11 protein-coding genes are annotated in these 14,918 nt (G+C 44.7%); 6 read left to right on the top strand and 5 right to left on the bottom strand.

The genetic code is table 11. The features are described from left to right. Nucleotides 1–35 precede the first annotated feature (35 nt). Entirely contained in the window at nt 36–257 is a 222-nt protein-coding gene (locus CLV59_RS22020; protein WP_146616275.1) for a hypothetical protein, read from the bottom strand. Nucleotides 258–419: 162 nt separating this feature from the next. Continuing rightward, on the bottom strand, nt 420–1,256 hold the full coding sequence (locus tag CLV59_RS22015; protein WP_111594250.1) for an ankyrin repeat domain-containing protein: 837 nt from the start codon (nt 1,254–1,256) through the stop codon (nt 420–422). A 169-nt stretch (nt 1,257–1,425) separates the two neighbouring features. Here CLV59_RS22015 and CLV59_RS22010 point away from each other — a divergent pair, with 169 nt between their 5' ends. Beyond that, complete coding sequence (locus CLV59_RS22010) at nt 1,426–1,956, top strand: DUF4251 domain-containing protein (protein ID WP_170137871.1); 531 nt, start codon at nt 1,426–1,428, stop codon at nt 1,954–1,956. 64 nt (nt 1,957–2,020) lie between these two features. Next, the gene (locus tag CLV59_RS22005; protein ID WP_111594248.1) at nt 2,021–2,641 is read left to right on the top strand and encodes an HAD family hydrolase; all 621 of its coding nucleotides are present in this window, start codon (nt 2,021–2,023) and stop codon (nt 2,639–2,641) included. 110 nt (nt 2,642–2,751) lie between these two features. Here CLV59_RS22005 and CLV59_RS22000 read toward each other — a convergent pair whose 3' ends face one another. Then, a complete protein-coding gene (locus tag CLV59_RS22000) occupies nt 2,752–3,237 on the bottom strand; it encodes a hypothetical protein (RefSeq protein ID WP_111594247.1) in 486 nt (161 codons plus the stop codon). 375 nt (nt 3,238–3,612) lie between these two features. Between CLV59_RS22000 and CLV59_RS21995 the strand changes: the two genes are divergently transcribed. The 4 genes from CLV59_RS21995 to CLV59_RS21980 all read left to right on the top strand — a co-directional run bounded on the left by CLV59_RS21995 (nt 3,613) and on the right by CLV59_RS21980 (nt 8,512). Further along, nucleotides 3,613–4,245, top strand: coding sequence for a TetR/AcrR family transcriptional regulator (locus CLV59_RS21995; RefSeq protein WP_111594246.1), 633 nt, complete (start codon nt 3,613–3,615; stop codon nt 4,243–4,245). Further along, the gene (locus CLV59_RS21990) at nt 4,235–5,599 is read left to right on the top strand and encodes a TolC family protein (RefSeq protein ID WP_111594245.1); all 1,365 of its coding nucleotides are present in this window, start codon (nt 4,235–4,237) and stop codon (nt 5,597–5,599) included. The genes CLV59_RS21995 and CLV59_RS21990 overlap by 11 nt, the downstream gene beginning before the upstream one ends. 21 nt (nt 5,600–5,620) lie before the next feature. Beyond that, nucleotides 5,621–6,754 (top strand): HlyD family secretion protein, encoded by a 1,134-nt coding sequence (locus tag CLV59_RS21985; RefSeq protein ID WP_245950924.1) that lies wholly within the window; start codon nt 5,621–5,623, stop codon nt 6,752–6,754. A gap of 174 nt (nt 6,755–6,928) precedes the next feature. After that, on the top strand, nt 6,929–8,512 hold the full coding sequence (locus tag CLV59_RS21980; protein ID WP_111594244.1) for a DHA2 family efflux MFS transporter permease subunit: 1,584 nt from the start codon (nt 6,929–6,931) through the stop codon (nt 8,510–8,512). A 96-nt stretch (nt 8,513–8,608) separates the two neighbouring features. Here CLV59_RS21980 and CLV59_RS21975 read toward each other — a convergent pair whose 3' ends face one another. Beyond that, nucleotides 8,609–9,070, bottom strand: coding sequence for an Mpo1 family 2-hydroxy fatty acid dioxygenase (locus CLV59_RS21975; RefSeq protein ID WP_111594243.1), 462 nt, complete (start codon nt 9,068–9,070; stop codon nt 8,609–8,611). Between the two features lie 73 nt (nt 9,071–9,143). Then, on the bottom strand, nt 9,144–14,918 hold the full coding sequence (locus CLV59_RS21970; protein WP_170137870.1) for a carboxypeptidase-like regulatory domain-containing protein: 5,775 nt from the start codon (nt 14,916–14,918) through the stop codon (nt 9,144–9,146).

Here is a 14,918-nt window from a genome sequence, read left to right as displayed (position 1 = left end):
CAGCGCCCATCCGTGGAGGAGCGCTGCAGTATTAATTATTTTGCATACCTCGGCAGCACTAATTTGCGAACAACTGTGTGCGCAATCAGCGACAATACAAACGCCAGTACTACCAGCAGTATTGATTTCATCGGCGTATCAAATAAATCCACTACAGGGGATACCTGTTTGCCGGCAAACAGAATGGTAAGCAGGCAGGCAAAGCCTCCGGCAATCCACAAAGTAATGTGAGACCAGAGATACTGTGTCTTTTTCATACCATTTTTACCAAATGCAGTAAATAAAAGTAATACATGTGCGACGAAAAACAGCAGGCACAGTGTAGTCAGGGTCATTAACATATTCGGTTCTTTTAAGGTTAGGATGCTTGGTTGTACTCTCAAAATACTAATTCCCCGCGATTTTCCAAATAGATTCTTTTATAATCCCGATCCGCTTTTTTCCCATATTTGCGCAATATGCTCCGCTACCATATGTAGCCGGTAATAGTATTTTTCGAAGATTTCTTCTAACATCAGATGGCGGTTGTGTAAGAATGCATTCAGCGATATATAAATGAATTCTTCAAAGGTGGTGTCGGCCTCTACTTTGATAATGCAGTTAGGCACAGGTTCCATGGTAGTGGCATATTGCGTGGTAAGCAATACATCCTCCACAGTGCTCACCAGGTATTTGTACAGATGAGGCGCTTTTGCAAAAGGAGAATAATGAATGGCGGTAAAACCATCTTCATCATATACATGTTTATCTACTTTTTCAGATAGCAGGAAATGCACAATATCCGGGTTGGGATTATACCTTACCGCAAGGAGTAACGGTGTCTCCTTACTTTCCAACTCAAAATTAAAATGGATATTATGTTGAATGAGAATCATTAGTACATCAGCAATGGTATTCAACCGGTGTTGCCGGAAGAGATACGCTACCGCAAACAGATAATCCGGATTGTCGACCTGTAGACTGGCGCCTTTCGCCAGCGCGTATTCCACGGCAATAGGTTTGTTGGCGCCCACTGCACAAAATACAATGGGAATCATGTCTTCCTTTTTGTAATGGATATCTGCGCCACCATTGGCAATCAGTAATTCGGCAGCTTCTATGAATATATCCTGGTATTCCAGCAACTCGCATAGTAGCATGGAGTTTTCAGTAGGCGTATAGGAAGTAATGTTATAGCTGATATAGGTAATGATCTCATCAGGATCTTGGCTGGTTCTTATTTTACGTTTTAACTCCTGAAGAGGTATTTTCTGCATAGACCGTGTTAAGGTGAATCTTTTTACGGGATTGCGGATGAAATATATGCGCAATTTAACTAATTTGTTTTAAGTCTTGCAGTATTTAGGCAGAAATCATTTTTTTAGCAGGATTTTTGCGAAATTTAGTAGAGACATCGTGATGATGTTCCCCATAAAAATTCCTAACATGAAACGATTGATTCTGCATGTAATGTTGTCTGGCGTTCTGCTGACCGCAGCAACAATGCAATTGTCTGCACAGAAGAAGGAAGCCAGAGCGGAAAAAGAAGCCGCCAAACAGGCCCAGGTAGCAGGCTGGGTAGAAAGTCAGCAATACATTTATATACCACAGACAGCTATTCCCATGGGGGGGCGAGTAGTACAGTTGACGCCGGATTTTTCCCTGGATGTAACAAAAGATTCGATCCTCAGTTATCTTCCGTACTACGGTCGTGCCTATACGGCGCCAATAGATCCTACTAAAAACTCCATGAATTTCAAGTCGAAAGACTTCACTTATGAGAAAACAGAAAGGAAGAAAGGCGGTTGGGATATCACCATCAAACCGAAAGATAACAGCGATATCCAATCCATTAATTTATCGATCGGTCCGGATGGTTATGGCTCATTGCAGGTAACCAGTTATAATCGCCAGCCAATTAATTTTAATGGGTTTATCCAGGATAACAAGGATAAGAAATCGAAGAAGAAAAAGTAATATACAAGGTCTATTTCGCAAAAGTAAATACTGGAAAAGCGTATCACTAAAGCAGCTAAAGTATATGGCATCTTCACACAAAATCACCACATTATTCCTGGATATTGGCGGCGTATTGCTGACCAACGGGTGGGACAGAAAATCCCGCAAACTGGCCATGGAAAAGTTTCAGCTGGATCCCGTTGAAACGGAAGAGCGGCATCACCTGACGTTTGATACTTATGAAGAGGGGAAGTTAACGTTGGATGAATACCTGGGGAGAGTTGTTTTTTATACCGACAGAACCTTCACCAAGGCGGCGTTTCGGGAGTTTATGTTTGCGCAGTCTTCTGCCTATCCGGAGATGTTGGAATTGATACGGGTGCTGAAAAGTAAGTATCATTTGAAGGTGGCCATTGTAAATAATGAAGGCCGGGAGTTGAATACGCATCGTATTCATCAGTTTGGAATAGGTAATATTGCGGATTTTTTTATATCCAGTTGTTTTGTTCATTTTAGAAAACCGGATGCAGATATTTACAGGATTGCTTTGGATATAGCACAGGTGAAGCCGGAAGAAGTGATTTATATAGAAGACCGCAGCATGTTTGTAGATGTAGCGCGAGGATTAGGGTTGAATAGTATTTGCCATGTTAGTTATGGAGATACGGTTCAGCAGCTGGCAGCATATGGACTTACGATATAATGCTTTCGTCTGTCGTTCCGGCCGATAGGGCAGGGGCGATGAATAAGATTAAAAAAGGCAATGACGTTTGGTACGTCATTGCCTTTTTTATATGGCTACTTTTTATGGAATTATTTATTGGCTGGAGCACTTACGCTGTTTGCCACTACCGATAAGGGTAGTCCTATCATAATGATGAGGATAAGGGTACCTACGCTGATGCCGAAGGCGGTATAGGGTACCATTTTAACATGGGAGATAGGTAATACCAGGAGGTTCATGACGATCCATATAAATATACCATAGATAATGGCAATCAGGAAGGTATTGCGGATACCTTTCCGAATGAGTGGATAGAGCATGAAGAAGAGGGTAGTGAATATAAATGCAATGGCATAATGGAAGATGACACCCCACCAGGGCATCATGGGTTGTCCGTTATAGGCGGCAGGGCCGAAGATGGCACTGGCGATATATAGGAGGACATCTGTAAATGGCCGGCCACTGCGTTTTACGAAAATGGCGCAGGAGGTAAACAGATCCAGGGAGCCTACCAGTAAAGCGGAAAGGGCGATTACGCCGGAGCTGAATTTGTTGTATTGACGAGTCGTGTTCATTGTGGGATTAGATTTTGTGACAAGGGAGACATTGGGAAAAATTGGTATACAATCTACCGAATTTCTGTTAAAGAAAATAGTCCAGATTCGAGATGACGGGTAGGCCACTGAAATATGGAGTGCATTGAATGGGGTAGAGGTGGGGGATCATTAAATATGAAAAAAAATGCTGTTGGGATAAAATATATCGCTCTTAACTCCGTCTTCTTGTTAAGAAATAGTGAAGTGAGAAATCGTGTCTGTATAAAAATATTAAATAATAGTTCTTTATATATTGTAAAAATAAAAATTTAAACAAACGATTAATTAAGTGATTGTTTAAATCAAACGTTTGTTTAATTTTGCCTTGTCAAATCAAACAAATAAGTAAGGAACATGGAAGGATACAGTGAGAAACAGCTCGGGATCATATTAGTTGCTGAGCGGCTGTTTGCCGATAAGGGCTTTCATGGCACATCGGTAAGGGACATTGCCCAGGAGGCAGATGTAAACATTGCCATGATCTCCTATTATTTTGGTTCTAAAGAGAAATTATTGGAGGCCGTATTCAGATACAGAATGACTGCGTCCCGTGTTTTTATACAGGAGCTGGTAGATAATGACACCATGGGGCCGTTGGAGAAAATTTATTCCCTGGTAGATCGGTTCACCAACAAAATGTTGAATGAACAGCACTTTCAGTGCCTCATGAACAGGGAACAAATGAATAGTGAACCTAGTCCGGTAAAAGACCTGATTTGGGAGCTCAAAACGGAAATGATGGGATTAATGGTGCCTATTGTAACCCGGGCTCAGGAGCAGGGCATTTTTTATAAGGATGTGGACATTGTGTTATTGATGTCAACGCTCTTTGGTACCCTTCACCAGGTAGTTCCGGCAAAATCTTATATCAGATCAGATCCAGAATTCGCAAATCTTCCTGATGATGAGTTCGTAGAATATCTTAAAATCAGGGTGAGTGCTCATTTAAAAAAATTGTTTAAAGCAATCCTTACACATGAATTCTAAAAGCATATACGCACGATTATATGCGCTTTCAACGGGAATCCTGCTGTCGCTCGTATTCCAGGCAGCATCAGCTCAGCAGAGTAACACAACGAAGCAGCTGTCTTTAAGTGAAGCCATATCGCTGAGTATTCAAAACAGCAAACAGCTCAAGGTTAGCCAGGCGAAGATAGATGAGGCGAATGCGAAGATGAAGGAAGCAAATGAGCGCCAATTGCCAGACCTCAGTGTCAGCGGCGCTTACATGCGTCTGACACAGCCTAACATTGACCTCAAATTTGGTAGCAGCGGCTCCGGATCAGGAGGAGGCGAAGCGCCTAAGGTAAACAGCGCGGCCTATGGTATGGCGAATCTATCTATCCCGGTATTTGCCGGTATGATGATCCAGAATGGTAAACAGGCGGCCAAATACCTGGCAACAGCTTCCAAACTGGATGCAGAAAAGGATAAGGAAGATGTGATGCAAAACACCATCGCAGCCTATTCCAACCTGTACAAGGCACAACAGAGTGTGTTCCTGATGCAGGAAAATCTGAAACAGTCTGCACAACGCGTGAAAGACTTCACCAATCTGGAAAAAAATGGTCTGCTCGCCCGAAACGACCTTTTAAAAGCAGAACTCCAGCAATCCAATTATGAACTCCTGCTGATGGATGCGCAAAACAGCCTGAAAGTAGCGAATCTGAATATGAACATCATGCTTGGGCTGCCTGACAATACTCAACTGGAAGTGGATTCTACCATTTTCAAGGATGTAAAAGCTACAGACGCCCGCGGTTATGGCGAGTTTGAACAACTGGCATATCAGAACAGAAAGGATGCACAATCGCTCCAGGCCCATGAAGGCGCCGCCAATGCGAATGTGAAAATGGTAAAAGGAGAGATGTACCCGCAACTGGCACTCACCGGTGGTTATGTAGCTGCTTACATCCCGAATTTCATCACCATTACAAATGCAGTAACTGCTGGTGTGGGACTGAAATACAATGTTCATTCTCTCTGGAAAAACAAAACCAAAGTAGCGGAAGCTAATGCCCAACTGGCACAGGTTCGCGCAAGTGAATCCAAAGTAAATGACGCTATTCACATGGATGTTTTCCAGTCATACGAAAATTATCTGCTGAGCTATAAAAAGATGGATACTTACATCAAGGCCATTGAACAATCAGAAGAAAATTATCGCATCACTAAGAACAAGCATGCAAATGCGCTGGCAACTACAACAGATCTGCTGGATGCGGACGTTGCCAATCTCCAGGCTCACCTCAATTACGCCTTTGCAAAAGCGGATGCACTGGTAGCCTACAACAAACTGCTCCAGGCAGCTGGTATCCTGGACCAAACCGTAACTAAATAATCACACACAAACTTATAAGCTGTGGAAACGCAAACTAAAGCTTCTAATAATACTAATAATACAACCATGCAGGAAACATCCGCGCCCAAAAAGCGCAGTAAAGGCTTCGTAATCGTTCTGGCAGCGCTGGTAATCGGTGGTGGGGCATTCGGTATCACCAAATATGTTCATGGTCTGCACCACGAAGAAACAGACAACGCTCAGATCGATGCCAACGTGAGCCCGGTGATCCCTAGAGTTTCCGGTTATGTGAAAGAGGTTCGCGTGAAAGATAACCAGATGGTGAAGAAAGGCGATACCCTGGTTATCCTGGACGACCGCGATCTGGCCCTGAAAGTACAATCCGCGCAGGCTGCACTGCTCACCGCAGAAGCGAATAAAAATGCGGCACAAGCCAGCACACAGGCTGCTGCTGCAGGTATCTCTACCGCTGAAGCACAGATTGGTACTATCGACGCTCAAATCGAAGCTGCGAAAGTAAACGTTTGGAGAGCTAATCAGGACTACGATCGTTACGCAAACCTGATCAAAGATCATTCTATTACGCAACAACAATACGAACAAGCACTGGCTGCCAAACAATCCGCTGAGCGTCAGCTGGATGTACTGCAACGCCAGAAAACGGCTGCTGCCCGTCAGACGAACGTAGTTTCTTCTCAGAGCACTGCTACTTCCAAACAAATCAGCCTGGCCGATGCCGCTATCAAACAACGCGAAACAGATGTGGCAGATGCACAGCTGATCCAGAGCTACTCCGTTATCCTGGCTCCTGAAGATGGCGTACTGTCAAAAATCTACGTACAGCCAGGTCAGTATGTAAATGCTGGTCAGTCTCTCTTCAGCGTAGTATTAAGTACTACTCCTTGGGTAGTGGCTAACTTCAAAGAAACGCAGCTGAACAAAATGAAACTGGGTCAGAAAGTAAGCGTGAAAGTGGATGCATTCCCTGGTAAAGAACTGGAAGCGAAAATCACTTCTTTCGCACCTGCTACCGGCGCTAAATTCGCCCTGCTGCCTCCAGATAACGCTTCTGGTAACTTCGTTAAAGTAGTACAACGTCTGCCGGTGAAAATCGAATTCACTAACCCAAACGACGAAGCTGTACAAAAACTCCGCCCAGGTATGAACGTACTGGTGGATGTACATCTGGACTAATATTTCTGATGAAAGTGCAATGACCCGGAATTAATAATTAATGGGAACCATGAACCATGCAACAGGCGGAAACCATTAGCAAATTTTAAGATTCATCAAACGGCCATGCTCCAGCATTAGTTATTAGTTCCTGGTCATGCTGCTTTCATTACCCTCTATATAATAAAGTACTACATGCTGCAACAAGAATCATTGATTGAATACGGCTCGCGCAGGGTGATCATCACGATCACCGCTATTTTCTGTGCGTTGCTGGAAATCGTCGATACCACGATCGTGAATGTGGCATTGAATGATATGCGTGGTAATATGGGGGCAACCATGAGTGAAATCGGATGGGTGATTACGGCTTACGCTATCGGTAACGTAATCATCGTTCCAATGACCAGCTGGTTGTCTCAGCAATTTGGCCGCCGTAACTATTTCGCGGCTTCCATCATCATATTCACTGTCTCTTCCTTCCTTTGTGGTAACGCAACGGCCATGTGGGAACTCGTTTTGTTCCGTTTCATCCAGGGGCTTGGCGGTGGTGCACTGCTGGTTACGTCCCAAACCATTATTACTGAAAGCTACCCGCCAGAAAAACGCGGTACTGCACAGGCGATCTATGGTTTAGGTGTTATCATCGGTCCTACACTCGGTCCTCCATTAGGTGGTTTTATTACGGACAACTATTCCTGGCCATATATCTTCTATATTAACATACCCATTGGCGTTATAGCTACCTTACTGACCCTTCAGTTTGTACGCAGCCCGAAATATGCAGAGAAAAAATCCATCAACGAAATCGACTTCCTCGGTATCGGTTTGCTGGCTGTCTGCGTAGGTTCCCTGCAGTATGTGCTGGAACGTGGTCAGGAAGACGACTGGTTCAATGACCCGGCTATTACCGCTCTGGCAACGTCCAGTGTACTCGCACTGTTCTTCTTCATCTGGCGTGAGCTGACCTATAAGAACCCGATTGTGGAACTGAGGGTATTGAAGAACGGAAACCTGAGAGTAGGTACTATTCTCTCGTTTATCCTCGGCTTTGGTTTGTATGGATCTACTTTCATCATTCCATTGTATACGCAGGGACTCCTGGGTTGGACAGCCACACAATCCGGTATGCTCATGGTGCCGGCGGCATTAACCACCGCATTCATGATGCCTATCATCGGTAAGATGCTGGAAAAAGGCATACCGCAGCAATATCTTGTGGCGGCTGGTATGTTCCTCTTCTTTGTGTACAGCTTCTGGGGATATAAAATTATTACCCCTGCAGATACAGGCTCAGACTCCTTCTTCTGGATGCTGATTGTACGTGGGGTAGGTATGGGTCTGCTCTTCATTCCGATTACCACACTGGCACTTTCTTCTCTGAAAGGACAGCAGATCGGACAGGGCGCCGCCTTCACCGGTATGATGCGGCAGTTGGGCGGTTCCTTTGGGGTGGCATTGATCACTACTTTCATGACCCGTCGTACGCAAATGCACCGCAACGACCTGGTACCATACCTGGATACCAATAACCCGGATGTGGTAAATCGTATCAATGGGATGACTGCCAACTTCATGTCTAAAGGATATGACCCGAAAGCGGCAAAAGCAATGGCTTATCAGCTGATGGACTTCAGCGTTACCAAACAGGCCTCCGTTCAGTCTTACATGGACGTATTCCTGTACCTGGGTCTGATGTTCCTGCTCTGTATTCCATTTGTACTAATGGTAAAAGCCAAAAAACAGCAAGGAAAACTGGATGCAAGTGCCATGCACTAAGCAGACAGTTCACTATAAAAATATTGTTGCAATAACAGTGTAACAGTTGTAGGTTTAGGTAAATAAGCCCCGATCTTCATCGGGGCTTTATTATTTTCAGATGGGAATACCTGCTTTCTTGTAGAGGAAACTTAATAACCAGGCGGGGCCTATCAGCAGGAACTGTAAATCCTTGAAGAAAGAAGGCTTGGCCCCTTCAATATTATGCCCAATGAATTGCCCTATCCAGGCAAGCACAAAAATGATGACGGATAGTATCCAGGGCGTAACGCCAAAATTCTCCAGGATACGCCAGATCCACAGACATAAGACGCAGAAAATAAGCATACCTGCACTCAGACTGGGAGATAATCTCACATAATATAACAAGACCAGCGCCAACGCTATATGGGCTACGGTCAGATGTAATCCGCCTACATCATAAGGCAACCGTATGTTGTAAAGCAAACCGACGATACTGAAAAAGATAGCTGGCACGCATATCCAGTGAATGGTCTTATTGACCGGGTTACGGTGGCTGGCGCCATATTCATCCAGCCAGGATTGTACTGTTCTCATGAATGTCTGGTTATTTGTTCCTATTAATTTACAAAAAAATGCCCGGCTCTGAAAAGGAGAGCCGGGCATTTTACTATTTAATTTGGATCGTTTTCATGCCTTCATGTCCATAAAAGACGGGGAAGTACATCAGCTCGGCCCTGGCGGGATTCAACTGGAAGTTGCCACTGTATCTGGGCATCAGTTCTATGTTGAAGATATGCTCGCCTTTACGTAGCTGCTGGCAGAAAATACTCACCTTATGATAGAAGTATTCCCTGTGTACTTCCGGCCCCCAGTAGGATTGTGTTTTGCGGTTGTATGAACATCCTGCCGGAATAGGTACTTCTATCATCACATATTCTGCATCGGCAGTCACGTTTACATTTACGCGTAGTGTAACCGGTTCGCCGCCCTTGAGGAAACGAACGGTATCTCCTTTTTGCTCAAACCAGGAGCGTAGTTGAAATGCTCCATCCTTCACAACTGGTTGTGGATTATGATGTTGCTGCCACGCATTAAAGTAGATGGTTCTGCCTCCAGACCTATTTACAGCAAGGGCGGTATTGCCAGGGAATTCCCCTTTATAAGGGAAGCTAGTGATATCATTGTTATTGATGCGCAGTTTGGGCGCAGCCGTTTCGTTTTCACGGGCTACATCATCCCAGATTGTTTCCAGGATGGAGGCCGACTCATACGTATTACGCCAGCAGCGCACGCCACGTTGTTCGAGAATCCATGCACGGGTACTCCGCAGCAAAGCTTCATGGCCGCCTTCTGCCTTCAGAATGCGATATGCCCGCAACGTTACCTCCATGCGACTACCGAGTAGCAACTGACCCTCGTCTCCCCAGAACGTATTCCCTAACATCGTATGTTGTACATGCGTAGTCAGGAAACTGGTGTTTACTTTCATTCCCGCACGCTGCTTGAGTTCCATCAGTTGCAGCAACTGATAATGCTTCAATTTTGGAAGGGAAATTGTATCCAGGTAAGGAACCAGGTTAAAGGAGGAGTCGATGTCTTTATACATCTCCAATACATATAACTTCCGGTCGAAATCATTGTTATACTTATCGGTACGTGGCACTACCAGGCGCATGATATCTTTGCTATAGGAAGTACTGTAGAAGTTTGCTGCCGTGGCCATCTTAAGTGCTTTCAGTACATGGGCGGTAATCCATTCCACACTTGGTGAACCAGGCCACCAACCCCATAATCCATCGTCGTTTCTGTTCTTATCCAGCAATGCTACCAGCCTGGTGATATCCTCATCATAGTTGAATGCGGAATCCAGTCGTGCTGCCCATTTTTTCTGCAACAACATACCAATCAGTTTGGAGGCAGTTTGTTCGTTACAGAGGTATTCATATTTTCTCAGATGCTGTACCTCTTCTAGTAATACCGGCATGGCAGAAGAGCTGGCAAAGACATGTAACTTGCTCGTATCGTCGGATGCAGGGATGGTAAAGGTAGTATCGCCTCTCAGCAGGAAGAATTGTCCGGTCGTTTCCATTGTACCAGCGGGCATTACAGGAATGGCTTTGTATTCTCCGTCATCCATGGTAAGGCGGTTCGTTATCTGGAAAGTGGCACGTAAACTATCGGTGACCGGAACTAATACCGGCGTAACTTCTATATGGGAGTTACTCAGCTGGATATCGCCATCTTTGATTAGTTGTTTATTGATGAGCAGACTGCGGTTCAGGGCAATGCTGTCTCCCTTATAATTCATCACTTTGGTCAATACGCCGAGCGTATCTCCGGCGATCGCGAACTGAGGAAGGGCCAGACTACCACTCAGGGTGCGGAAAGCTTTGGTAACGGTAGTGGCGCTGCCTGACATTTTGTTGTCGGTCATTGCGAGCGCATATGTCTTCCAACTGGTCAAATCATCCGGGTATACCACTTCAAAGCTGGCTTCTCCTTTTTCGTTGGTGCGTAGACGTGGTTGCCAGAAAGCGTCGTCACGGAAGTTCTGACGCAGTGTGATTTTCCTTATGTCTTCCGTACCATCGGCGGCGAATTTCTTTTTACCGATTACTTTCTTACCGTTGGATGAAATGACCACAGCGCCATCAGCAGCGCGGGCGCCATAAATAGCGGAAGCTTTGTCTTGCTCCAATACCACAATGTTGGCGATGGCGTCAGGGTCCAGGTCTTCCAGTTTGCCGGTATATGGGACGCCATCAATGATGATGAGTGGATGATTGTCGGCCCCCAGAGAACTTGCGCCGCGAATAACAATACCTGGAGCCGTACCTGATAAGCTGAATGTTTTCACTTCTATGGTTGATACGCTATAACTCAGGTTAGCCTTCTTCTGTACGCCATAGCCTACCACCACTACTTCCGATAAACCCTGGTTCATTTCGTCCATGATAACCGTATAGGTGTTAGCGTTAGTGATGGCTACTTGTTGCGTTTGATACCCAATAAAGCTAAATACCAGTCTGCCCGTAGGGGTAGCAGCCATCTTAAACCATCCGTTGGCATCTGTCACGGCGCCATTCTGAGCCCCCAGTATATGGACTGTCACGCCCGGTAATGGCGTTCCTTTTGGGTCTGTGACTTTGCCCTGAAGCGTTCGCGTTAATTTATTTTTTGATAACAAGACATCGGACGGGGATGTATAATTGTTATGAACTGCTACAGGTTTAAAGACAGGTATATGCAGGAAAGGCGCGCCGTTACTCTTTTCTATGATGGAGTAGTCCAGTAAGACGCGCATTTTCCGAATGCTGTCCGTTTCCGGATTGATGGGTAAAGAGTTGAAGTTATACACGCTTTTACAACCTGGTCGTACTTCCAGATTTTCCAGTCTTGCAAAGCCACTGTCGCGCATCAGGATCAGTACATGATATAGACCGGGGTTAGTACCAAAAATGGTTTCCAGCTTGCTGTCGCCGAGTGTAATCCAAAGCGAATCGCCGGCTTTGTAAACAAATATCTGGCGGATACTATCACGGAAGGATTGATTCAAATGCAGCATCAAATTGCTTATGCCTCCTTCAGCACGATTGATAGATGTTTTCTCCAGTTGAATATTATATAGGCTGTCGATATCCTTGGGCTGTCGTACCATATCGGTCAACGGAGGGTACATTAGTTCTGATTGCAGTTTTTCCCGGAAGTATCGGTTGCTGATATGTGCTTCTTTTTGTTTGATGAGTCCATCCGCAATAATGAACAGATTATTCGGTTCCGGCTGGAACCATTGATTAACGGAACCTTTGGCATAGTAATGGGAATAGGAGTTGGAAATAGGCCCGATAATTTCGGTATTACGTAAGCCCTTATCTCCAGTAATCCACCATGCCTTGTTATTGTTATACAGATATTGTGGGTTAGTCCTTCCTCTGGATTCCAGTAATATTAGTTTATTATCTAGCAGGGATTTCTCGCTGACAGAAAAGGTATCTTCTTTGGGCGTGATTTGCACGCCTGCAGAAGGTTGATCTATATTGATACTGATAAAAGTCTTTTTGCCTAAAGGTGTAAAAACGGAATCTACGAATACTTCTTCGTTTGCGGTACGTATCCGTACGGTGTGTCGGCGGGGCGTTACCTGGAAGCTGTAATCTTCTTTGGTGGTCGTCCCATTGATATACACGAGGTTCTCGTCTATCCATACCAGGTGTGGAATTTGAGGAACGCCGTTTTTCACTGCAAAAGGGGCCAGTTGTGTAACATTGTTTAACGATGGCTCAAAGTTATACAGCACTTTATCTGGGTGAAAGAAGCGGAAGAAGGGCATTGTGTCTATTCCCAGCATACTTTTCCATCTGCTCCAGTTTAAGGAATTTTTTTCCTGATATTCTAAATTCTCCGGAGAAATGTATCCACGCTTTATTTTACGGTATTTGGCTTTGCTGCTACCAAGGTATGGAACGTTGGGGTCCGCACTATTGAACTTGGAAGTATAGGCGTATGCTGTTACATCTGCGTCTTTTACCGGTCTGTCTTTAGCGTCTTTTACCTGCACAGTGAGGGTTGCTTTTCCGCCTGGTTGAACAATCTCAGGGGCATTGATGGCTACCGACAGGTTATTAGGCGTGTAAAAGGCATAATTGGTTGATTTAAATGTTTTACCACCGTATATATATTGGGACTGAATTGTGTAATGGCAATTCCTTAACGCATTGGCGGCCCAACGAAGGCTGGTTCCATAACCTTTATACACTTGTTTGTTGCCTGCATAAATCTGGTACCATACCGGAATCCGCGCTGGATTGAACATACTTACAAACACGGAATCTTTTACCAGTTGCGCATTGAAACTGAGACCTGATTCTTTGGTATCTATTTCAAAGTATTCCAGATCGTCTTCCGTTTCGGCTTCATAGCTAGCCACATAGGGATTTATCAGAACTTTGGCAGGTAATTGAATCTGCATAGCCCCAATGCTATCTTCGTCCGCATCGTAGAGCGTTACCTTTGCTGGCATGGGAACAGATTTACCATTACTTTCAAAAGTAATCTGGAGCGAATCTGCCATTTTTTCTATGCGAATAAAACGATTGTTTTTGCTGTGATTCAATGAAAGAGAGGCTGTCTTACTATCATTACTGGAAGATCTTAAATAGCATTGTACCGTGAAAGCAATATCTGCTGAAGGAAAGATGCTGTCGGGTAGCGTCAGCACAGTTTCGCCAACGGGCTCCAGGGGGACTTCAGTAAAATAGAGTTGGGAAGGAATGAAATTGGCGCCAATTTGATAGTTAGAGGAGGAATTCGTAGTAACCTCAACGGATACACGTCCATCCAGGATTGGCAAATCATTTTCATCCGTTGCTTTCATGAATATTTTTACAGGGGTACCCGTATAATATTTTTCATCATCACTGCGGATTTTGAAAGTCAGTTGCCCCAATTCATAAGCCTCATATCGGAATGATTTATTGATATCTGCTTTATAATCTTTGTTTTGTGGTGAAGCAAGTGAAAGGGTGTAATTATAGTCCAGCTTCATATTCAGGCTATCATTCTGACGAAATGCGAATTCGTAAGCGCCCGGGCGATACGGGGATAGCTGTTTTAGTACAGTATCCACGTGGTTTCCTTGCAGGCGCAAGTCCAGCGTTTGATTCAGCGGATTATTGTCGTTGTCCAGTACAAAAGCCTTCATACGGATCGTATCTCCCGGTTTAAATTTCGGTTTATTAAACACCATATATCCTCTGTAATACTGCTGGGGCTTCGCGGAATGTTTGAACCTGAAAAAACGTTTCAGTTGTTTATATTTTCTACTGAAGTAAGAAGATGTAGTATTTGGGCGATACCGGTCATGTTTAAGTTTAGCATAGAAGTAATTGGTTACTCCCTTGTATTGCACGGTGATAATGCCACCTTTATGAGTGCCTTTCAGGATATATAGATGCGCTCCGGCGTTGTAAGGTATTATTTTGTTGTTAAAGGAGACACGTGCCTCGCTTACCAGTTGCAGGTCCTTGTCAGTAAAGGAGAGGAGCAGATCATGCTGGTTCTCCAGCAGATGCATGTCCACATTATGAACTGGTCTGAAGCGATAGACCATTTTAGCACTTTCGCCATGAACAGTGAGGTAGTTGCCAGGAGGGGTATTGGAAGGCATATCGCCTGGAGTACTCCAGGAGGTAACGAAGGTATGCAGCAGTTCATCACTAAGTGTATAATCAAGCGCCATCGGCGGATCATCATCGTCATTATAGCCTTCTCTGAAATCGGCGTTCATCAGGGAGGCGCGGAATATTTTCAGCGCCTCTGCATCAGTAATGCGGAACAGCGCGACGGTTTGCCCGGTTCTCTTGCTGTTAGACAGTTGCAATTGTGCATAGGTATTGCCAGACAGGAACAAGAATAATAGGATAAAAGTCAGCCTTAGGTTCAT

Source organism: Chitinophaga dinghuensis (genome assembly GCF_003259435.1).
GTDB classification, from domain to species: Bacteria; Bacteroidota; Bacteroidia; order Chitinophagales; family Chitinophagaceae; genus Chitinophaga; species Chitinophaga dinghuensis.
This window is presented reverse-complemented; position numbering and strand designations above follow the sequence as displayed.